Source organism: Streptomyces sp. NPDC047043 (assembly GCF_040644055.1).
Taxonomy (GTDB): Bacteria; Actinomycetota; Actinomycetes; order Streptomycetales; family Streptomycetaceae; genus Streptomyces.
The window spans coordinates 40,525-60,760 of sequence record NZ_JBEYVO010000053.1 but is presented as its reverse complement, the minus strand read 5'-3'; the positions used below and the strand labels follow the sequence as shown (position 1 = coordinate 60,760).

General features: G+C 71.2%; 19 protein-coding genes. 14 read left to right on the top strand and 5 right to left on the bottom strand.

Annotated elements, in window-relative coordinates; translation table 11 throughout:
- Positions 1 to 561: 561 nt before the first annotated feature.
- The 3 genes from ABZ880_RS50835 to ABZ880_RS50825 all read left to right on the top strand — a co-directional run bounded on the left by ABZ880_RS50835 (position 562) and on the right by ABZ880_RS50825 (position 3,827).
- Positions 562 to 2,238: a RecQ family ATP-dependent DNA helicase gene (locus tag ABZ880_RS50835; protein WP_361277997.1), complete on the top strand. Its 1,677-nt coding sequence runs from the start codon at positions 562 to 564 to the stop codon at positions 2,236 to 2,238.
- A gap of 591 nt (positions 2,239 to 2,829) precedes the next feature.
- On the top strand, positions 2,830 to 3,384 hold the full coding sequence (locus ABZ880_RS50830; RefSeq protein ID WP_361278001.1) for an ATP-binding protein: 555 nt from the start codon (positions 2,830 to 2,832) through the stop codon (positions 3,382 to 3,384).
- Between the two features lie 5 nt (positions 3,385 to 3,389).
- Positions 3,390 to 3,827 carry a Fur family transcriptional regulator gene (locus ABZ880_RS50825; protein WP_361277995.1) on the top strand — a complete coding sequence of 146 codons (438 nt, stop codon included), beginning with the start codon at positions 3,390 to 3,392 and terminating at the stop codon, positions 3,825 to 3,827.
- Between the two features lie 277 nt (positions 3,828 to 4,104).
- On the opposite strand, the gene ABZ880_RS50820 is transcribed toward ABZ880_RS50825, so the two are convergent.
- Positions 4,105 to 4,833: an SDR family oxidoreductase gene (locus tag ABZ880_RS50820; protein WP_361277993.1), complete on the bottom strand. Its 729-nt coding sequence runs from the start codon at positions 4,831 to 4,833 to the stop codon at positions 4,105 to 4,107.
- 75 nt (positions 4,834 to 4,908) lie between these two features.
- Here ABZ880_RS50820 and ABZ880_RS50815 point away from each other — a divergent pair, with 75 nt between their 5' ends.
- From ABZ880_RS50815 to ABZ880_RS50805, 3 genes are all read left to right on the top strand, one after another.
- Complete coding sequence (locus tag ABZ880_RS50815; protein WP_361277991.1) at positions 4,909 to 5,286, top strand: MerR family transcriptional regulator; 378 nt, start codon at positions 4,909 to 4,911, stop codon at positions 5,284 to 5,286.
- A gap of 254 nt (positions 5,287 to 5,540) precedes the next feature.
- Positions 5,541 to 6,563, top strand: coding sequence for an LLM class flavin-dependent oxidoreductase (locus ABZ880_RS50810; protein ID WP_361277989.1), 1,023 nt, complete (start codon positions 5,541 to 5,543; stop codon positions 6,561 to 6,563).
- Positions 6,564 to 6,758: 195 nt separating this feature from the next.
- On the top strand, positions 6,759 to 7,151 hold the full coding sequence (locus ABZ880_RS50805) for a hypothetical protein (RefSeq protein ID WP_361277987.1): 393 nt from the start codon (positions 6,759 to 6,761) through the stop codon (positions 7,149 to 7,151).
- 141 nt (positions 7,152 to 7,292) lie between these two features.
- Here the strand turns inward: ABZ880_RS50805 and ABZ880_RS50800 are convergent, their stop codons facing one another.
- Complete coding sequence (locus tag ABZ880_RS50800) at positions 7,293 to 8,507, bottom strand: acyl-CoA dehydrogenase family protein (RefSeq protein ID WP_361277985.1); 1,215 nt, start codon at positions 8,505 to 8,507, stop codon at positions 7,293 to 7,295.
- Between the two features lie 120 nt (positions 8,508 to 8,627).
- Between ABZ880_RS50800 and ABZ880_RS50795 the strand changes: the two genes are divergently transcribed.
- The 7 genes from ABZ880_RS50795 to ABZ880_RS50765 all read left to right on the top strand — a co-directional run bounded on the left by ABZ880_RS50795 (position 8,628) and on the right by ABZ880_RS50765 (position 16,271).
- On the top strand, positions 8,628 to 9,416 hold the full coding sequence (locus tag ABZ880_RS50795) for an enoyl-CoA hydratase/isomerase family protein (RefSeq protein WP_361277983.1): 789 nt from the start codon (positions 8,628 to 8,630) through the stop codon (positions 9,414 to 9,416).
- Between the two features lie 71 nt (positions 9,417 to 9,487).
- Positions 9,488 to 10,120, top strand: coding sequence for a hypothetical protein (locus tag ABZ880_RS50790; protein ID WP_361277981.1), 633 nt, complete (start codon positions 9,488 to 9,490; stop codon positions 10,118 to 10,120).
- Positions 10,117 to 12,723, top strand: coding sequence for a putative PEP-binding protein (locus ABZ880_RS50785; RefSeq protein ID WP_361277979.1), 2,607 nt, complete (start codon positions 10,117 to 10,119; stop codon positions 12,721 to 12,723). Before ABZ880_RS50790 ends, ABZ880_RS50785 begins: the two co-directional genes overlap by 4 nt.
- Entirely contained in the window at positions 12,720 to 13,844 is a 1,125-nt protein-coding gene (locus ABZ880_RS50780; RefSeq protein WP_361277977.1) for an acyl-CoA dehydrogenase, read from the top strand. The genes ABZ880_RS50785 and ABZ880_RS50780 overlap by 4 nt, the downstream gene beginning before the upstream one ends.
- Before the next feature lie 20 nt (positions 13,845 to 13,864).
- Positions 13,865 to 14,398: an OB-fold domain-containing protein gene (locus ABZ880_RS50775; protein WP_361277975.1), complete on the top strand. Its 534-nt coding sequence runs from the start codon at positions 13,865 to 13,867 to the stop codon at positions 14,396 to 14,398.
- Positions 14,395 to 15,549 carry a thiolase family protein gene (locus ABZ880_RS50770; protein ID WP_361277973.1) on the top strand — a complete coding sequence of 385 codons (1,155 nt, stop codon included), beginning with the start codon at positions 14,395 to 14,397 and terminating at the stop codon, positions 15,547 to 15,549. The genes ABZ880_RS50775 and ABZ880_RS50770 overlap by 4 nt, the downstream gene beginning before the upstream one ends.
- Positions 15,550 to 15,566: 17 nt before the next feature.
- On the top strand, positions 15,567 to 16,271 hold the full coding sequence (locus ABZ880_RS50765; RefSeq protein ID WP_361277971.1) for an SDR family NAD(P)-dependent oxidoreductase: 705 nt from the start codon (positions 15,567 to 15,569) through the stop codon (positions 16,269 to 16,271).
- 15 nt (positions 16,272 to 16,286) lie between these two features.
- Here ABZ880_RS50765 and ABZ880_RS50760 read toward each other — a convergent pair whose 3' ends face one another.
- Entirely contained in the window at positions 16,287 to 16,985 is a 699-nt protein-coding gene (locus ABZ880_RS50760; protein WP_361277969.1) for a TetR/AcrR family transcriptional regulator, read from the bottom strand.
- Positions 16,986 to 17,128: 143 nt separating this feature from the next.
- On the opposite strand from ABZ880_RS50760, the gene ABZ880_RS50755 reads away from it, so the two are divergent.
- Positions 17,129 to 17,734 (top strand): helix-turn-helix domain-containing protein, encoded by a 606-nt coding sequence (locus tag ABZ880_RS50755; RefSeq protein ID WP_361277967.1) that lies wholly within the window; start codon positions 17,129 to 17,131, stop codon positions 17,732 to 17,734.
- Positions 17,735 to 17,756: 22 nt separating this feature from the next.
- On the opposite strand, the gene ABZ880_RS50750 is transcribed toward ABZ880_RS50755, so the two are convergent.
- On the bottom strand, positions 17,757 to 19,223 hold the full coding sequence (locus tag ABZ880_RS50750) for a 2-oxo acid dehydrogenase subunit E2 (RefSeq protein ID WP_361277965.1): 1,467 nt from the start codon (positions 19,221 to 19,223) through the stop codon (positions 17,757 to 17,759).
- Entirely contained in the window at positions 19,220 to 20,233 is a 1,014-nt protein-coding gene (locus ABZ880_RS50745) for an alpha-ketoacid dehydrogenase subunit beta (RefSeq protein ID WP_361277963.1), read from the bottom strand. The genes ABZ880_RS50750 and ABZ880_RS50745 overlap by 4 nt, the downstream gene beginning before the upstream one ends.
- Positions 20,234 to 20,236 lie beyond the last annotated feature (3 nt).

The following is a 20,236-nucleotide window of genomic DNA, read 5'->3' as shown; positions in this document are numbered from 1 at the left end:
CGACCCGCTACGACAAGACCGCCGAGTCCTACCAAGCAGCCGTCACCCTCGCATCGCTGCTGATGTGGGCGTGACATTTGAAGACAACTCCTAGGCGTCGCAGGACAACACGACCACGTGGCTGGGACCATGCCCGCAGGTGCGGGGAGCATTCGGCGGCCTGCCGCACGCCGCGCGTGTACTGGGGACCATCCCCGCGGGCGCGGGATCGTGCAGGGCTGCGGACGCGGACAGGAGCATCGCCCGTTTGAGGTGGCACTCCAACAAGCCCTCGATCAGGGCTTGTTGTGCTCGTCGCTGGTTGTGGACGGCGCTGAGCGATCGGGCCAGTGATGGGATCGCGGTCCACCAACCTGGACCCACGGCGCAACATCGCCTCCTCCGCACGGGTGACGACCGTGCGTGGCCGCCTGAGGCGGACGCCACAGGAGACGGTCCGCCTCCTGCGTTACTGTCACCGGGCGGATCACCACGGCCGCCGCGGCCCGCCGCGGAACCGTAGGAGACCGAAGAACGCGCCATCGGGTCACCCCGGCGCGCCGGACTGCACTAGGGAGTTGGATGCTGACCAGGCTGTTCGCCGCCCGCCGGCTACGCAGAGCAGCGCGCAGGGTCTTCGGGTGGGACCAACTGCGCCCCGGCCAGCTCACTGGGATGAAGGCGGTCATGGCCCGCCGGGATGCCATCGTGGTCATGCCGACCGGTTCGGGCAAGTCGGCCGTCTATCAGGTGCCGGGCACGCTGCTGCCCGGTCCGACGCTCGTGGTGTCTCCGTTGATCGCCCTCCAGCGGGACCAGGTTGCCGGGCTGCTGCGGAAAGGTGGCCAGAGCGCGGTGGCGATCAACTCGTCGATGAGCCGGACGCAGAACGAGCGGGCTTGGGCGAGGGTGAGCGGCGGCGAAGCGCGGTTTGTGTTTCTGGCCCCGGAACAGCTGGCCAAGCAGGAGGTGCTGGAGCGGCTGAGGGCACTGAAGCCATCTCTGTTCGTCGTGGACGAGGCGCACTGCGTGTCGTCCTGGGGTCACGACTTCCGGCCCGACTACCTCAGGCTTCGCCAGGCCGCGCAGAGCGTCGGGCGCCCTGCGATCCTCGCGCTCACCGCCAGCGCCGCGGCACCGGTGCGCGCCGACATCGTCGAACAGCTGGGCATGCGCAAGGTCCGGGAGGTGGCCGCGGGCTACGACCGGCCCAACATCCGCCTGGAGGTGACCCACTTCCTCGATGACGCAGCCAAACGACGGTCCGTGGTGGAACGGGCGGCCGCCGAGCCCAAGCCGGGCATCGTCTACGCCGCGACGCGCAAGGACGCCGAGACCTACGCCGCGCAGCTGAGCCAACTCGGCCTGGCCGCGGCCGCCTACCACGCAGGCACCCGGTCAGCCGAACGCGCCGCGGTGCACGACCGTTTCCTGGCCGGAGAGCTGGACGTGGTGGTGGCCACCTCGGCGTTCGGCATGGGGATCGACAAACCCGACGTGCGGTTCGTCCTGCATGCCTCGGTGCCCGGATCGCTCGACGCGTACTACCAGGAGATAGGCCGGGCGGGACGGGACGGTGCGGCCGCCCGGGCGATCCTGCATTACCGCAAGGAGGATCTCGGACTGCAGAAGTTCTTCTCCACCGGCCGTCCGGATCCTGACACGATCAAAAGGGTCGCCCGCAGTGTGTGGGAGCACACGAGTGCGGTGACACCGACAGAGCTTCAGCACAAGAGCGGTCTGTCCGCCGGCCGACTGACCGCAGTGCTCAATCTGCTGGAGCAGGCCGAGGCCGTCACCATGGAGCGCGGAAAGGTGTCCCGGGTGCCCGGTGCCGATCTGGCAGACGCAGTCGATCACGCCGTGAAACGTGGCGCGGCGCACGAGAGACTGGAACGCTCGCGCGTCGAGATGATGCGCGGCCTGGCCGAGACCACCGGCTGCCGACGGCGTTTCCTGCTCGGTTACTTCGGCGAGCAGTTGCACACCCGGTGCGACAACTGCGACAGGTGCCTGCAGCACGCGTATGCCCGGGCCGAAGCCCTCACAGACCTGCCGCGTCCACGCACCGCCTCAACCGCAGGCCGCGCCCACGCATTCGCGCCCGGCGTCCGGGTCCGTCACCCTCAGTGGGGGGACGGCGAGGTCCTCAGCGAGGAGGACCACCGCATCACCGTACTGTTCGCCTCGGTCGGCTACCGCACCCTGTCGCTTCAGGTGATCCTGGAGAAGTCCCTGCTCACACCCATCCAGGAGTGACCGACGGCTGTGGCTCGCATTCCGCCGGTGCACAGCAAGCCCGATACCCGCAGCGGAAGCCCTCTCCTTGACTGCGGCGCGCGGACAGTCCCGTGAAAACCGGCAGCCTCTCAGCGAACGCCTGCCAGGAACTCCACGAGCCAGCAAAGGCGGGACGGTCGGGGACCGGGCTCGGCGGTGCGTTCCACACCAAGGTGGCAGGCCTGCAGCGCGTCGACGTTGAATGCGTGTGCGCCCATTACGCAGCCCTGCCTGTCGGCGGACACGCTTCCATCAGCGACCATCCGGCGCCGCCGGAACCGGCGACAGCACCCCCCGGATCATCAAGGACAGGGGCAAAGAGTCATACCGGCCCCGGAGGCCACGAACCCGAACCGGGCTCTACTCGGAAGGTAATGGGCGAACCTCGATGGCGATGTCGCCTTCGCCATCGACTACACCGTCTGCGCCACCTGCGGACTCGTGTGGGCCGAGCAGCCCTACACTTACTTGTACGGGTTCAGCATATTTGCTTGCTCTAGAGACTTGACCGACTCCAGAAAAGGCCTACTGTCAAAACGGACATTCACCGACATCCCCGAAGGTGTAGCCATGGACAGTACGGTTCCTCGAGACGCCCGCCTTCTGGGAACGGTCGCCGGCGCAGCTGTCCCCGCTCCTCAGCGCTCCGTAACGTCCCTTCCACCGAGCGTGCCCCTGGCCACAACCTGCGTGGAGTCGTTCCTGGGCGGGCCCTGGTCATTGCCCTGGTCGCCGACCGCGCCTGCCCTGGCCAGGGCTGCAATACGCGACGTGCTGCCCCAATGGGGTCTGGGGGGCCTCGTCCCGACCGCCGAACTGCTGGTCAGCGAACTTGTGTGCAACGCACTGCGTCATGCCGCCGGTCCCTTGCGCCTGACTCTGGAGCGGTTGTCCGATCTGCGCTGCGTGGTCAGCGACGGCGCTTCACAACCTGTCCGCCCCACCGAGGCCGGCCCCGAGGACGAGAGCGGCCGCGGACTCGTCCTTGTGAGCACACTGGCCGCACGGTGGGGCTGTCAGTACCGATCCGACGGGAAGAGTGTGTGGTTCGAACTCTCCTCCGATGCGGATCCGAAGGGTGACGACGCTCGGCCGGAGGGTGACAGGAAGTGCGAGGCAGAATGACAAACGTGACCGCCGACGGGGAACCCATGGAGCTGGCCGCGGCACGGCTGCGCAAGGCCGGCATGCGGGTGACCGCTCCGCGCATGGCCGTGCTGATGGCTGTTTCCGATTCCGCAGACCATCTCGATGCCGACACCCTGCGTGAGCGCGCTCAGCGGGTTACAGGAAGCCTGTCCCTACAGGCCACCTACAACGTGCTGCGCGCCCTCACTGACGCCGGCCTGGTCCGGTGCATTCAGATCCCGGGTCACCCGGCCCGCTACGAGATCGAGGATCACGACAATCACCACCACTTCGTGTGCCGCGGCTGCGGCGTTATCCGTAACGTGGAGTGCACGGAAGGTGCGGCCCCCTGCATGGAGCCGCACCTACCCGAGGAGTACGCCATCCAGGAGGCCGCAGTGACGTTCTGGGGCCACTGCCCTGACTGCCGGGTCGCGTGAACGACTCACTCACCCTTCATCGCCAGGCGTGAGCGCCTCCTGCCGCTACCTGACCGGCGGCAACCCACGGACGCCGACAGGGAGGTCGTGGGAGCGGCGGGCGGGTCGCTGGAATGACGGTCACCGGTCACCGACGCGATGACAGGTGTGCTGGAAAGGCTCAGCCACAACCAGATGAACGAGCTCATCACACGCGCCGGCGTCTCTTGGAACCCAGAGGAGTTCGAGAGGCCGCGGAGGAGCAGCCGACTCAACTCCGTGCTGCCGGATGGGCCCGTCAGCCCGCTATCAGGGCCGCCAGAGCGCGGTCCATCGCGGCGTTGAACTCCACCGGCGTCAGAGACAGGCGGGCCTTGACGTCCTGACTCCACTGGTCGGCGAGGACTTCGGCGGACCCGGCCTCAACACCGTCGAGGGCGGCGTCGGCCAGGTCGGATGGAGCGATCTTGGCCACGGGCCAGGCGGCAGCCATGTCGGTGTCGGCCAGGCCGAGGTGTACCGCTGTGACGAGCGTGCCCTGATCGGCGAGCTCCAGGCGGACACCGTTGGTCATGGCCCAGGCGGCGGCCTTGGTCAGGTGGTAGGCGTTGGCGCCCTTGCCCCCGAACCACGACATGGCGGAAAGGACGTTGACGATCGCGCCCCCGCCGTTCCTGGCGAGTGCCGGCGCGAACTGCCGGATCATTTCCAGGTGGCCGAACATGTTGGTCTCCAGCTCGTGGCGCAACGTGTCCAGCGAACCGGTCACCAGGTCCGTCCCCGTACTGATCCCTGCATTGTTGATGAGCAGCGAGACGTCCGGGGCGGCCTCGGCGGCGGCCCTCACGGATGCGGGATCGGCGATGTCGAGGGGCAGCACCTCGACCCCGGGCAGGTCTACGGTCTCCGGTCGGCGGGCTGCCGCGTAGACCTTGGGGGCGCCCCGTTCGAGCAGACGCTGGGCAAAAGCGCGGCCCAGGCCGCGGTTGGCTCCGGTGACAAGGGCGACGGAGTTGTTGATATCCATGTCCGGTACGCTAAAACCTAACGCTGACGTCAGAGGCAAGTGCTGACCGTCGGAGCCAGTGTGAGAGGGGTCACCATGTCCGTCACAGTGGCCGCGACCGAGCGGTTGATCCGCATCGGCGAGGTGGCACGGGGTGCCGGCGTCTCGGTGCGCGCCGTGCGCTACTACGAGCAGCAGGGACTGCTCACCCCGGAGCGCAGCCCGTCCGGCCAGCGCCTGTACCGCCAGGACGCCATCCCCCGGGTCCGCTTCTTCCAGCAGATGTACGCCGCCGGCCTGACCAGCCGAAGGATCACCGAGCTTCTTCCGTGCTGGGACGCGGGCCACACCGACGCCGATCAACGAGCCATGCTGCGCGTTGAGCGCGAGCGCATCCAGGCCAAGATCGACGAACTGCAGGCCGCCCGGGACCGCCTGGACCAAGTCATCGCGATCACGGACACGCACCCGTAGGCGCGCTCGGTCAGACCTCTTACCAGCGGTCCGACCTCGCTGGCCGCTGGCCGCATGGGGACGTGAGCGTCGACCGCGCCAGAGGAGAGGGCGGGCCAGGACCTTCGGTGAAAGCGCGGGGCACAGCCGCTGGTGCGGGACCGTGACCAACACGGTCGTCGCGACCGGACCCACCACGTCGGGCCGGCCTTCTGCTCTGCATGGCCGCAGATTCCGGCGGGGAATGAACTCCGACCTTGATTGTTGAAAGCGGCATGAAAAAGATCGGGTTCCTGTCCTTCGGACACTGGACACCATCGCCGCACTCACAGACGCGCTCCGCCGCGGACGCCCTCCTCCAGGCGATCGACCTCGCGGTCGCCGCGGAGGAACTGGGCGCCGACGGCGCGTACTTCCGCGTCCATCACTTCGCGCGGCAGTACGCCTCACCGTTCCCGCTGCTCGCCGCCATCGGCGCACGTACCAGCCGGATCGAGATCGGCACCGGCGTGATCGACATGCGCTATGAGAACCCGCTGTACATGGCCGAGGACGCCGGCGCCGCGGACCTGATCTCCGGAGGCCGGCTGCAGCTCGGCATCAGCCGGGGATCCCCGGAGCAGGTCATCGACGGCTGGCGCCACTTCGGGCACCTGCCGGCCGAAGGAGCCACCGACGCCGACATGGCACGCGCCCACACCGAGCGCCTCCTCGACGTACTGAAAGGTGAGGGATTCGCGCAGCCCAACCCCAACCCGATGTTCGCCAACCCGCCCGGACTGCTGCCCATCGAACCGCACTCCGAAGGCCTCAGGGACCGTATCTGGTGGGGATCCAGCTCGAACGCCACCGCGGCGTGGGCGGCCAGGCTCGGGATGAACCTGCAGAGCTCGACCCTCAAGGACGACGAGAGCGGCGAACCACTGCACGTCCAACAGCGCAAGCAGATCGAGGCCTACCGCAAGGCCTGGCGGGAAGCGGGTCACACCCGCGAGCCGCGGGTGTCGGTCAGCCGCAGCATCTTCGCGCTGGTCGACGACCGTGACCGCGCCTACTTCGGCCGTGAGGGCAACTCCAAGGACCAGATCGGCTACATCGACGCCAACACCCGCGCCATCTTCGGCCGTTCCTACGCCGCCGAACCCGACGTCCTGGTCAAGCAGCTCGCCGAGGACGAAGCAGTCGCCGCCGCCGACACGCTGCTCCTCACGGTGCCCAACCAGCTCGGAGTCGCCTACAACACCCACGTGATCGAGACCATCCTGACCCACGTCGCTCCGGCCCTGGGCTGGCGCTGAACACGGCGGGAGGTCGTGCACGGCATGAGGTGAGCCCGGCGCCCGCACGCCTGATACGTCGACACCGCCGGCATGCGTCACGGAACGGGCCGGCCGTCCCCCTTGACGTCCGATTGACGTTGGGTCAAGCCGGGCACAGGTTCAGGCGGAGACGCAGACGATTCTCGCCAGCGCCGCGGCGGCCATGATGGCGTCATGCCCTCCAGCCCGCAGCACCCCGCACCCGCCCCGGGTCAGAGTCCGGACGCGGACGCCGAGGACTTCGCGCTGTACCGGGAGAAGTTCCGCAGCCGTCTGCCGCCCTCGCTGCAGCAGTTGCGCGGCCCGGCCCACGGTGTCGTGGATCTGCCACTGCACATGGCCTGGTCCGGGATGACCTCATACGACCTGGGAAAGCCGCGCCGGCGCATGGGCCTGTACCGCACCGTGCTGCACGAGGGCCTGCGCGACGATCTGCCCCGCTGCCTCACCCAGGACCTGCTTCTTGAGCTGTGGCCGGTCCTGCGCACCCTCGTCGGCCGCACCGTGCGCACTGTATGGGAAGACGCCTTCCCCCGGCTCGCCTCCCGCACTCGGGCCGCCGCGTGAGGGACATGCCGGAGCTGCACACGCGGCTGTTGGCGGATGTCATCGCGCTCGGTTCCCCGTACCCCCTGGTTCTCACCGGCGGATAGGCGGTGCGGTGCTACGACCGCATACCGCCCGTCACCCTGCCCCTTGACATCTTCGTTAGGAATCGGCGGCACCCGTGAGCTGTCGGTACGGTCTCACCGCGCGGCGTGCTATGGCGAAGCGGTGGGTCTCCGATGGGCCGTCGTAGATCCGGAAGGGGCGTACTTCCCGGAACAGACGGGCCAGTGGGGCGTCGGCGGCCGAGACGCCGAGGGCTCCGCAGATCTGCACCGCCCGGTCGACGACCCGGTTCACCGCCTCTGCCACGAAGGTCTTGGACACCGAGGAGAGCTGGGAGGCGGCTCCGGATCCGGTGTCCAGCTCCCAGGCCGTACGCAGGATCAGGGCGCGGCTCGCCTCGATGTCGATCTCGGAGTCGGCCAGCATCTGCTGGACCATGCCGAGGTCTGCCAGCGCCGAGCCGAAGGCCATCCGGCTCCCGGCCCGCTCCAGTGCGATGTCCTGGGCGCGGCGGGCGGCTCCGAGCCAGCGCATGCAGTGGGTCAGCCGGGCGGGAGCGAGCCGTACCTGGGCGGCCTCGAAGCCGCGGTCCACCGCTCCCAGCCGCTGCTCCTCCCCCACGACGCACCCGTCGAAGACGATCTCGCTGTGCCCGGCGAAGAGCGACTCGTCGAGGGTCTCGATCGTCCGGACGAGGCGCATGCCGGGGGTATCGGCGTCCACCAGGAACATGGTGGCGCCGCCCCGGTCGCCGGGGCCGCCGGAGGTGCGGGCCATGACGATGGTGAAGGCGGATCCCTGGGCACCGGTGATGAACCACTTGCGCCCGTCGATGCGCCAGCCGCCCGGTACCCGGGTCGCGGTGGTCCGCAGCAGGCGGGGATCGGCGCCCGCTCCCGGAGCGGGTTCGGTCATGGCGAAGCAGGACCGTGTTTCGCCCGCGGCGAGGGGGCGCAGATACGTCTGCTTCTGCTCTTCGGTGGCGACCTTCTCCAGTAGGTGCATGTTGCCTTCGTCCGGGGCGGCGCAGTTGAGTGCCAGCGGTCCGAGCAGGGAATAGCCCGCGGCTTCGAACACCACCGCCTGGCCGCGCAGGTCGAGGCCGTGGCCGCCCCAGCGCTTCGGTGCGTGCGGGGCAAACACACCCGCGTCACGGGCGGCTTTCTGCAGCCTCTCCCGCACCGCCTCGGGGGCGTCGTGCACGGATCCGCCGCATTCACGCTCGGCCGGGACGGCCACCTCGCGCACGAACTCCGATGTGGCTTCGGCAAGTTGAGCGACAGTCGGATCGACATCGAACTGGATGGGCACGGGACCTCCTGCCGGCGGGCGCACGGACGTCGGCAGCCGTCGCCTCCTAGAAACTGTATAGCGTGTTTAGTATCTTGCCCGGAAGTCCCCGGCGACGGGAAGACGACGGGAGAGACACTCATGAGCCCGACCGCGAGCACCGGCCCGGTCCGCACGGTCCGCCATCCCGACGGCGTCGTCGAGCTGAGGCTGGACGATCCCGGCCGCGGCAACGCCCTGGATCTCGCAACGGCCGAGGCCCTTCGGGACACGGCCTTGGAGGTGGCCGCGGACCCGGGCGGCGCGGTCCTGCTGCGGACGACGGGCGGCAGCTTCTGTGTGGGCGGTGACCTGCGCGCGTTCGCCGGCCGCGGCACGGGGACCGGCGCCTACGTCCACGCCGTGGCCGACGCCGCACACGCCGCGATACAGGTCCTGTACGAGCTGCCGGTGCCGTTGGTGACCGCCGTGCGCGGAGCGGCCGCGGGCGGCGGGATCGGCCTCGCTCTGGTGGGTGACATCGTCCTGGCGGCCCGGTCCGCGCGGTTCCGGCTCGCGTACACGGCGATCGGGCTGACACCGGACTGCGGGGCGTCCTGGTTCCTGCCGCGCCTGGTGGGCCCTCGCAGGGCGGCGGACCTGATCCTCACCAACCGGGTTGTGACCGGCGACGACGCCGAACGATGGGGCTTGGTCTCCCGGTCCGTGGCCGACGCCGAACTGGACGACATCGCTCACCGGATGGCGGCCGATCTGGCCGCCGGCGCGGGCGGCGCACTGCGCGCCGCGAAGGGGCTGCTGCGCCTCGGCACCGGTGACGATCTGCGCCGCCACCTCGCCGAAGAAGCGCGCTCCATCGCCGCCCTCGCGGCCGGCCGGGACGCACAGGACCGCATGACGTCGTTCCTCGCGGCGAAAAGTGTTTCTTGAGTCCCTCTTCACTAACCAGCCTGTCGGGGCGTAACCTCCGGGCAACACAGAACCGAGCAAAAGGTGTGGCGATGCAATCTGCTGCCGTGGACCTTCCGGACGCGTCCGACGAGCCCCTCACCGAAGCCGTCGTCGACCTCGTTCTGCGTGGCATGTGGCGCGGCCGTCCGGCCGCCGAACACCGGCCGCTGGTCGACGCCGGGCTGGCGACGGTGAAGGGGCCGGTGGTGCTGCCGACCGAGCGGGCCAAGTCCGCCGTCGCGCGGTTGCTGCGGGTTCCCGCCGGCTCCGAGCAGGAGCAGCTGATCACCGCGGCGTACGAGGCGTTTCTGCCGGTCAACCGGAAGATCCGGGACGTGTGCACGGCATGGCAGTGCCGCCCGGACGGCACCGCTAACGACCATTTGGACGACGTCTACGACGCCGGGGTGCGCGAGGCGCTGGAGGACGTGCACGAGGCCATCCAGCCCGTGCTGCGCAGGCTGGACCGGGTGCTCGCGGGCAGTGGGCGGTACCTCACGGACCTGGAGGACGCCCTCGACCGCTTCGACGACGGCGCGCCTCAGTGGCTGGCCTCGCCGCTGTGCGACTCGTACCACACCGTGTGGATGCGGCTGCACCAGGAGCTGCTGCTCGTGCTGGGCATCAGCCGGGCCGAGGACGAGGCCCGTGAAGAGGAACTCGTCACCAGGGGGCGGGGGTGAGCGTCACCGACCGCGAGGCGGGCCTGTCCGCACCGTCCAAGGCGCCCCTGACCTCGGCCTCTGATAGCCCCGGGCCTCCCGGACGGACCCTGGTGCCCTACGGGCAAGGCCGCATCCGGGGCCTGGACGCCGACGAGCTGGGCGCGCACGGCGCGGCGATGGACGGGCTGGTGGCCCTCGGTCTGCCGGTCGTACCGGGCCTCACCGTGCCCGCCGCAGCCGCAGCGTCCCTGTGCGAAGCGGCCACCGCCGAAGCCGCCGTCGAGCTCGTCGAACAGCTCTCGGGACGGCGCATCGGGGACGTGGCCCGGCCGCTGCTGCTGCGCCTGTCGGCGAGCGCGCCGGCCGAGATCGCCGGACTGCCGCCGGACCTGGCCTGTCTCGGCGTGGCACCGGCCACGGCCGACGACCTGTGCGCCGTGATCGGGCAAGCGGACGCGTTGTACGAGGTGTGGGCCGCCACCGTACGTGTGATCGCCGAACACGCCCTGGACGTTCCCGGTGCGCTGCTCGACGACGCCCTCCTGGACACGCCCCAGCCTGCAGAACGCGTCAAGGTGCTGCTCTGCCTGGTGGCGGAGCACGGCTCCCGGCCCTTCCCCGACGACCCGGCGCAGCAGCTGGCGCTTGCCGCCCGTGCCCTGCTCGCCCGGTGGGACTCGCCGCGTGCGCGACGCTCCCGCAGGGCCCAGCGGCTCCCCGCCGACCTGGCCCTCGCCCTGCATGTGCAGGCCCTGCGCATCGGCCCGGCGGACCACTCCGGCTACGGCACGGCCGTCAGCCGCGATCCCGAGACCGGGCGCCTGTCCCCGCAGGGGTCCTTCTTCCGCGGGGTGCGCCGCAGCGCCCCGCCGCCGCACTCCGGTGAGCCGCTGGACCGGCTCGCGGGCGGCACCGCGCTGCTGGAACACTCCCTGCTCACCCTGGAGCGGCACCTGCGCGCACCGGTGTTGGTCGACTTCGAGGTACGCGACGACGAGATCTCCCTGCTCGCCGCCTCCGCCCAACTCCGCCCGCCGCTGCGGGCGTCGGTGTGTCTGGCCGCGGACCTCGCCCGGGACGGGGCGCTCGGCCAGGAGGAGGCCGTCCGGCGGATCACCCCCGCCCAGGTGCAGGAACTGCTCCACCCCCAACTGCGGCTGACCGGTGGGGAGGAACTCCTCGTCAGGGGCCTGCCCGCGTCACCGGGAGCGGCGACCGGGACGGTGGTGCTCTCCAGTGAGAGGGCCCTCGAACTGGCCGCGGACGGCACCCGGGTCGTGCTGGTGGCCGCCGAGACGACCCCGGCGGACGTGCCCGGCATGCTGGCCTCCGTCGCCGTGCTGACCGGCAGCGGCGGAATCGCCTCGCACGCCGCCGTGGTCGCGCGGGGCGCCGGCAAGCCCGCCGTGTGCGGCGCCGAGGGGCTGCGCCTGGACCGGGCGGCCGGGACGGTCCGCTTCGGGGAGCGCGTGGTGCGCGAGGGTGAGCCGATCTCGCTGGACGGCCGTACCGGCGCCGTCTACGCGGGCACGCTGAGCGTCAGCGTCGCCGGACCGCCGCCCGACCTGTCCACCCTGCTGACCTGGGCGGACGGCATACGCCGACTGGGCGTACGGGTCAACGCCGACACGGCAGCCGAAGTGGAGACGGCCCTCGCGCTGGGCGCGCAGGGGGTGGGGCTGTGCCGTACGGAACACCAGTTCCTCGGCGAGCGCCTTCCGCTGATCCGCCGGGTGCTCCTGGCCGCCGACCCCACCGCCCGTGACGAGGCCCTGGTGGCCCTGGAGCGCGCCCAGCACGAGGACTTCACCGCGCTGCTGGCAGCCGTGGGCAACCGCCCGGTGACCGTGCGCCTGCTGGACGCCCCGCTGCACGAGTTCCTGCCCGCCCCCGGCGAGGCCCTGGACGCGGCCGAGGAACAGCGGGCCGCCGCCCTGCGCGAGGCGAACCCGATGCTCGGCCTGCGCGGGGTACGGCTGGCCCTGCTGCACGAACGGCTCTATCCGGCGCAGGCCGAGGCGCTCTTCACCGCCTGGGCCGATGTCGCCGCCACCGGGGTCCGGCCCGAGCTGGAAGTGATGATCCCGCTCATCAGCCTGCCCGAGGAACTCGCCGCCGTGGCCGCCTACGTACGCGACGCCGCCGACGCGGTCGCCGCCCGCACCGGAGTGGCGGTCCCCTACCGGCTCGGCACCATGATCGAGACCCCGCGCGCCGCGCTGCTGGCCGGGGAACTCGCCGAGCACGCCGAGTTCTTCTCCTTCGGCACCAACGACCTCACCCAGCTCACCTACGGGTTCTCCCGGGACGACGTCGAACGCCAGGTGCTCGCCTCGTACCAGGAACGCGGGTTCCTGACCGCCAGCCCCTTCGCCCGGCTCGACCCGCACGGGGTGGGTGCCCTGGTCGGCCTGGCGGCCGAGCGGGCCCGCAGCGTACGGCCCGGCATCAAGCTGGGCGTGTGCGGTGAGCACGGCGGCGACCCGGAGTCGATCGCGTTCTGCGACGGCCTCGGCCTCGACTACGTCTCGTGTTCCGCGCACCGCGTCCCCGTGGCCCGGATGGCGGCCGCGCACAGCGCGCTGCGCACACACGACGACACCAGCGGGAACACACGATGACCCGCACCGTGACCGAGACCGACGGCACGGCCCTGTCGGACACCGAGCTGGAAGACCTCCGCGACACCGTCCGCACGGTGTGCGCGAACGCCGGCGGCACCGCCGCGGTACGCCGCCTGTCCGAGGAGGCCCCCGGCATCGACGCCGGGTTGTGGGACACCCTCGGCCGGCAGGTCGGCCTCGCCGCGCTCGGCCTGCCCGCATCGGCGGGAGGCATCGGCGGCCTCGCCGGGATCGCCGCCGTCTGCGAGGAGTTGGGCCGAGTCCTGGCGCCGGTGCCGCTGCTGTCCTCCACCGTGCTGGCCGGACAGGTACTGGCAGGCTGCGGCACGGCCGACACGGCGCTGGGCCAGCTGGCGGAGGGCGTCGTACACGCCCTGGCCGTGGTCGCACCCGACGGGACGTGGCAAGCCGACGCCGTGCCCGTGGCCGTCTCCTGGCAGGGCAGCGTCCCCCTCCTGGACGGCACCGCGCCGTTCGTCCTCGACGGCGCCGACGCCGAGACACTCGTGGTCGCCGCGACCGGGGCCGACGGTGTGGACCTCTTCCTGGCCGATCCGCGCGAGCCGGGCGTCACGGTGCGCCGGGTGCCCACCCTGGACCTCAGCCGCGGGCAGGCGATCGTCACCTTCGACGGCGCACGGGCCCGGGCCCTGACCGCGGGCGGCGAGGGCGCGGACGTCGTCTCCCGCGCACTGGACGTGGCCCTGGTGGCCCTGGCCGCCGAGCAACTGGGCGGAGCCCAGGCCGCCTTGGACACGACGGTGGCCCATGTGCGCGACCGCACCCAGTTCGGCAGGGCCATCGGCGGCTTCCAGGCCATCAAGCACGCCTGCGCCGACATGCTGCTCCAGGTCGAGGCCGCACGCTCGGCCGTGGTGCGCGCGGTCCGGGCGGAGGGCTCACCGCGGGCGCTGGCCGAGGCGGCGGCCGTGGCACAGGCGTGGTGCGGCGAGGCGTTCGTCTCCGTCGCCGCCGAATGCGTGCAGCTCCACGGCGGCATGGGCTTCACCTGGGAGCACGACGCGCACCTGTACTTCCGGCGCGCGCAGTCCGACGCGGTGCTGCTGGGCGGCGCCGCACACCACCGGGAACGACTGGCCGCCCTTCTGGGCTGGTGACGTGGAAGGAGGGCCGGAACATGACCACCAGGCTCATCGACGAGTCCCTGTTCGAGAACCCGAACGACCGTGAGCACGGCGACCGTCAGCACGGCGACCGTCAAGTCGACGACGGTGGGCTTGATGACGTCGGGCTCGACGACGGGGATCCACCGAGGCTCGTGGGCGCCCGCTGCTCCGCGTGCCACACCGTCGTCTTCCCCCGGCAGGACTCGTGCCCCAGGTGCGCGGACGGGGTGATGTCCGAGCAGGTGCTGCCGGTCAGGGGCCGGGTGTGGTCGTGGACGCTCCAGGCGTTCCCGCCGAAACCGCCATACCGGCCGCCGGCCGACGGCTACCGGCCGTACCACGTGGGCTACGTGGACCTCGGCGAAGTGCTGGTCCAAGCGCGGCTGGCGGTGCCCCGCGAGGAGATCCGGATCGGCCTGCCGGTCCGGCTCACCCTGGTGCCCGCCTACGACAGCGAGGACGGAACCAAGGTGGTGACCTTCGCGTTCCGCCCGGATCGGGACGAGGAGCGATGGGCCGGGGAGCAATGGGCCGGGGAGCGATGAGCCGACGCGACGAGGTGTACGTGGTCGGATGCGGGATGCATCCCTTCGGCCGCGACGAGAGCGTCACCGGCATGGAGATGGCCGAGGGGGCAGTGCGCGCGGCGCTCGCCGACGCGGGTGTCGCCTGGGAGGACATCGGCTACGCGGCCGGCGGCTCCGACGTGTCCGGCAAGCCCGACACCCTGGTGGGCCGTCTGGGTCTGACCGGAGTGCCCTTCGTCAACGTGCAAAACGGCTGCGCGACCGGCGCCTCCACGGTCCTCACGGTGGCCAACGCGCTGCGCGCGGGCCAGGCCTCCCTGGGACTGGCGGTGGGCTTCGACAAGCACGAACGCGGAGCGTTCCACGTCTCCGCGGCCCGCTACGGCCTGGGCGACTGGTACGCCGAGACCGGCATGATGCTGACCACCCAGTTCTTCGCGCTCAAGACCCAGCGGTACCTGCACGAGCACGGAATATCCGAGCGGGCGCTGGCGATGGTGGCCGAGCGGGCCTTCAGCAACGGCGCCCGGCACCCCCTGGCGTGGCGGCGCAAACCGCTGACGCAGCGGGAGATCCTGGACTCCGCCGAGGTCAGCCCGCCGCTCACCCAGTACATGTTCTGTTCGCCCGGACAGGGCGCGGCGGCCCTGGTCCTGGCGCTCGGCGACCGCGCGTTCGACCTGTGCGAACGCCCGGTCAGGCTGGCGTCGTTGGCCTTCCGAACCCGGCGGTTCGGTTCGTTCGAGGTGTTCTCTCCCTGGCTGCCGCCGGGACCCCACCGCAGCCCCAGCGTCGACGCCGCTCAGGCGGCCTTCCGCACGGCGGGCGTACGGCCCGCAGACGTGCAGGTCGCCCAGTTGCAGGACACGGACAGCGGCTCGGAGCTGGTCCACCTCGCGGAGACCGGACTGTGCGGGCACGGCGAACAGGAGGAACTGCTGGCCGCCGGGGACACCGAACCCACGGGCCGGATACCGGTCAACACCGACGGCGGCTGTCTGGCCGGCGGGGAGCCCGTCGGCGCCTCCGGACTGCGTCAGTTCCACGAGGTCGTACGGCAGTTGCAGGGCCGGGCGCCCGGTGCGCAGGTACCGGGCGCCCCCCGAGTGGGCTTCACCCATGTCTACGGGGCGCCCGGGATCAGCGCCTGCTCAGTCCTGACAGTGTGAGAGGCGGCGAACAAGCCATGCGGCACAGTGACAGAACCGCGCTGGTGACCGGCGGGGCACGCGGACTCGGCCTGGAGATCGGCCGGCAGCTCGCGGGCCGGGGACTGCGCGTCCTGGTCGGGGCGCGCGAGCGGACGGCCGCCGAGGAGGCGTGCCGCACCGTCGGCCCGGCGGCCCTGCCGCTGGTCCTGGATGTGACCAGCGCCAAGAGCGTCGTCGCGGCGGTCCGGGAGGCACGGGAGCTCACCGGCGGGATCGACGTCCTGGTGAACAACGCGGGTGTGTCCCTGGACGGGGACCTGCGGCCCCCGCATCTCGACGAGGACATCCTGCGCGCCACCCTGGACACCAACCTCACCGGCGCCTGGCGCGTGGCGCAGGCCGTCGTGCCGGGCATGGTGGAGGCAGGCTTCGGCCGGGTCGTGAACGTCACCAGCTCCTACGGCTCACTGGCCCTGATGGACTCCGGCCGGCACCCCGCCTACCGGATCTCCAAGACGGCACTCAACGCCCTCACCCGCATGCTCGCGGCCGAACTCACCGGCACGGGCGTCCTGGTCAACGCCGCCGATCCCGGCTGGACCCGCAGCGGCATGGGCGGCCCGTCCGCCCCGCGCGGGCCCGCGGAGGGTGCGGACACCCCGGTCTGGCTGGCGACCCTTCCCGACGGCGACGAGACGACGGGCGGGCTGTTCGCCGACCGCAGGCCACTGCCCTGGTGACCCTGGTGAACCCTCTCAGGTCCGCGACGCGACCTTCTTCTCCGGCCCCTGCTGCTCTGCGGGCCTCTGCTGCCCCGCCGACGTCTCCTCAGCGGCGACAATGCGCAGCGCCAGCTCCCTGACCGCCTGCAGAACCGCCCGGGAGGGCAGCCCGGACAGCGGTCCTCCCTCCGCCCGCAACGCGGTGACCAGCATCGTCGTGCTGATCAGCGTGCGGACCGCGAGTGCCTGTCCCGCGTGCCGGGCCTTCGCCGCGCGGGGGCTGCGGGTGCTGCCCTCGGGCAGGTAGTCGTAGCCACGTTGGATGTGGCGCTGCTCGAACTCGTCCCGCAGCACCTTCACGCTGCCGTTGGCGGAGGCGACCTGGACCTGGTACAGCCGGGCCTCGTCGGGGTTGCGCTCCACCCACTCCCACACGGCGTCGATGACGCGGACCAGGCCCTCGGCGTCACCCGGCTCGGACTCCGGCCGGGCCGCCTCCACGACCGCGTTCAGCTGGTCGAAGACCCGGCGCATGGCGAGTTCGAGCAGCTCCTCCTTGCCGTCGAAGTGGTAGTAGACGGCTGTGGGAACCACCTCGGCCTCATCCGCGATGTCCTGGATGCTGGTCTCCGCGAATCCGTTGCGGCCGAAGACTCGTACGGCGGCGGCGATGATGTGCTGCCGCCGCGAGGGCCGGTGGGCGGGCTGCTTGCCGTTCTTGGTGGTGGCCATCCTGCTCCCTGCCCCGCTGCCGTCGGTCCGCACCCGTGATCTCTGGTACTGACCATTGTATCCAGTAACTCCAGCCCTTCGACCGCATAATTCCTGCTGCACACAGGCCTCCGACGCACTCAGGCCCCGGCATACTTGACACCATGACGACATCCGGAACCCGCGCCGCTCACCGTCCCTCGCGCAAGCAGTGGGTGATCGAGGCGGCCACCGAGTTGTTCGCCACCCAGCCGCCGGACGAGGTGACGGTGGCCGACATCGCCTCTCGCGCGGAGATGACGTCGGCCGCCGTCTACTACCACTTCTCCTCCAAGGACCAGGTCCTGGCCGAGGCCATGCGGGCGTTCGCCGCGGCGCTGCGCGAGCAGCTGCAGGCGATCACGGAGGCCCATGAGCCGGGCTCGCACACCGGAGCGGCGATCACCGCCCTGCTGGCGTGGATGGCCGAAAACCGGTCCGCCGCCACCGTGTTCTTCGTGTCGTCGGCCGGTATGAGCCAGGAGGCCGAGGCACTGCGCCAGGAGAGCCGTACGCAATTGCTGGAGGAGCTGGTGCGGCTGGTCCGCAAGGCCCGCGGGTCGGTCTCCGACGCGGAGGCGGCGGTGAACGGCCTGGGCCTGCTGGCGCTGCTGGAGACCGCGGCCACCTCGCAGGTCCGGGGCGATGACGTCTACCGGTCGCTGGGGCACCGCTCGTTCGTCCGCGAGGTCGGCGATCTCGCGGAGCGGATCGCCGACCCGGCCCGGTAGGCCTCGGTTCACACCAGCAGGTTTACACGAGCAGACGCAGCGGCTTGCTCAGCAAGTCCCCGACGGTGCGCAGATATTCGGCGGCGGGTGCGCCGTCGACGGCACGGTGGTCGAAGGTGAGGCTCAGGGTGAGCACCCGGGTCCGCAGCGGCCGGTCGTCCGCCCACTCGACGCCGTCCCTGAGCCTGCCCACTCCGAGGATCCCGACATTGCCGGGATTGATCACCGGGGTGAAGAAGTCGACGCCGTAGCCGCCGAGCGAGGTGACGGTGAAGGTCGCCCCTTCCAGCTGCGCGAGGGAGATCCGTCCCTCGCGCACGGCCTGCGCCAGTTGCTTCGACCGGCGGGCGATCTCGTGCAGCGGCAGCGCTGCCGCGTCCTCGATGACGGGGACCATGAGGCCGCCCGGTACGGCCACCGCGAAGCCCAGGTGGATGCCGTCGAGCAGATGGATGCCGTCGTCCAGGACCGTCGCGTTGAGCAGCGGGTGCTCGCGCAGGGCCAGGGCCGCGGCCTTCAGCACGAAGTCGCCCAGGCTGGGCACCGGCAGTTCGCCGTCGGCCCACTCCTGCTTGAGCCGCTCCCGCAGGGAGACCACGGCGTCCATCCGCACCTCGTAGCCGTGCGTCAGCTGTGCCATCTCCTGGAGGCTGGCGTGCATCCTGCGGGCGATGGTGCCGCGCATCCCTGTGAGGGGGAGGACGTCGCCGGGCTGAGGAGCCGCGTTCCGGCGAACGGGAGCAGTAGCGGCGATGGGGGCAGTAGAGGCATGAGGGGCTGCGTCGAGGTCGGAGCGGCGGATACGGCCGCCCGGACCCGTGCCGTTGACCTCCGACAAGTCGATGCCGCGTTCCTTCGCCAGCTTGCGGACCAAGGGGGAGGAGGGGGTGCCGTCCTGCGGGGCCGGCTCGGCGGGGATGCCGCGGTCGGCGGGGATGCCGTGGTCGTCGGGGAGGGCCGCGAAGAACTCCTCCACGTCCTCGGAGACGATACGGCCGCCCGGACCCGTGCCGCGCACGGCGGTGAGGTCGACGCCGACGGCCGCGGCGACCTGCCGGGCATACGGCGAGGACAGGAGCCGGCCATTGGTGCCGACGGGGGCGGATGCCGCACCAGTACCGTCGAGCTCGGCCGGGGCGCCCGTGCCCGCACCGCGGCCACCCGCCGCAGCCATGGCAGCCGTGTCCCGGTCCGTCCCGGACCCGGTGGGCGTCGGCGCGCCCGGCGCCTCCGGTGGCTGTTCGCCCTCGGCCAGCAGCCAGCCGATGAGGGTGCCGGCCGGCACCGTGGCCCCGGCCGCGACCACCGGGTGGAAGAGGCCTGCGGCCTCCGCCTCGACATCCACGTCGACCTTGTCGGTGGCCAGCCTGAGCAGTGAGTCGCCCTCGGCGACGGCCGCGCCGACGGGCACCAGCCATTCGTCGATGGTGCCTTCCTGCATGGTCAGGCCGATCTTCGGCAGCAGAACCTCGACCGCCACGTCGGTCACGACCTTTCGAGAAGGCGCCGGCACCCCTGGGCGATGCGGGCGCGGTCGGGCACGTACGCCTTCTCCAGGACCGGCGAGAAGGGCACGGGTGAGAAGGGGGCGCCGATGCGCAGGACCGGTGCGTCGAGGTAGTCGAAGACCACGTCCTGGATCTGGGCGGCGATCTCCGCGCCGAGCCCGCCGAAGGTGACGGCCTCGTGCACCACGAGCACCCGGTTGGTGCGGCGGACGGAGGCGAACATCGTCTCGGTGTCCAGGGGCTGCACGGTGCGAGGGTCGATCACCTCGATCTCGACGCCTTCGGCGGCGAGTTCGTCGGCTGCCGCGAGGGCCTCCCCCACCATGCGGCCCAGGGCGATCACGGTGACGTCGGAGCCCTGCCGCGCGGTGTGCGCCTGCCCCAGGGGGATGCCGTAGATCTCCTCGGGCACCTCGCCGGTGCTGCCGAGCAGCACCTTGTTGAGCATGACGACGGTGGGGTTGTCGTCCCGGATGGCCGAGACCGTCAGGCCCTTGGCGGTGTACGCGTCGCACGGCATCACCACCTTGAGGCCGGGCACATGGGCCAGCCACGCCTCCAGGCTCTGGCTGTGCTGGGCCGCCGCGCCGAGGCCCGCTCCGGAGGCGGTCGTGATGGTGAGCGGCACGGACAGCGCGCCGCCGAACATGTACTTCATCTTCGCCGCCTGGTTGACGATCTGGTCGAGGCAGACGCCGATGAAGTCCATGAACATCAGGTCGACGACGGGGCGCAGGCCCCGGGCGGCGGCGCCCACGCCGAGGCCGACGAGGGCGGCTTCGGAGATCGGGGTGTCGATCATGCGGCGGGGGCCGAACTCGTCGAGCAGGTTGTCGAACATGCGGAAGACGCCGCCGTATCCGGCCACGTCCTCCCCGGCGACGAAGACGTTCTCGTCCTCGCGCATGGCCTGGGCGAGCCCCTCGTTGAAGGCCTTGACGTAGGTGAGTTTGCGCGTGGCGACGGCCGCCGCCTCGGTGGTGGTGGTCATGGC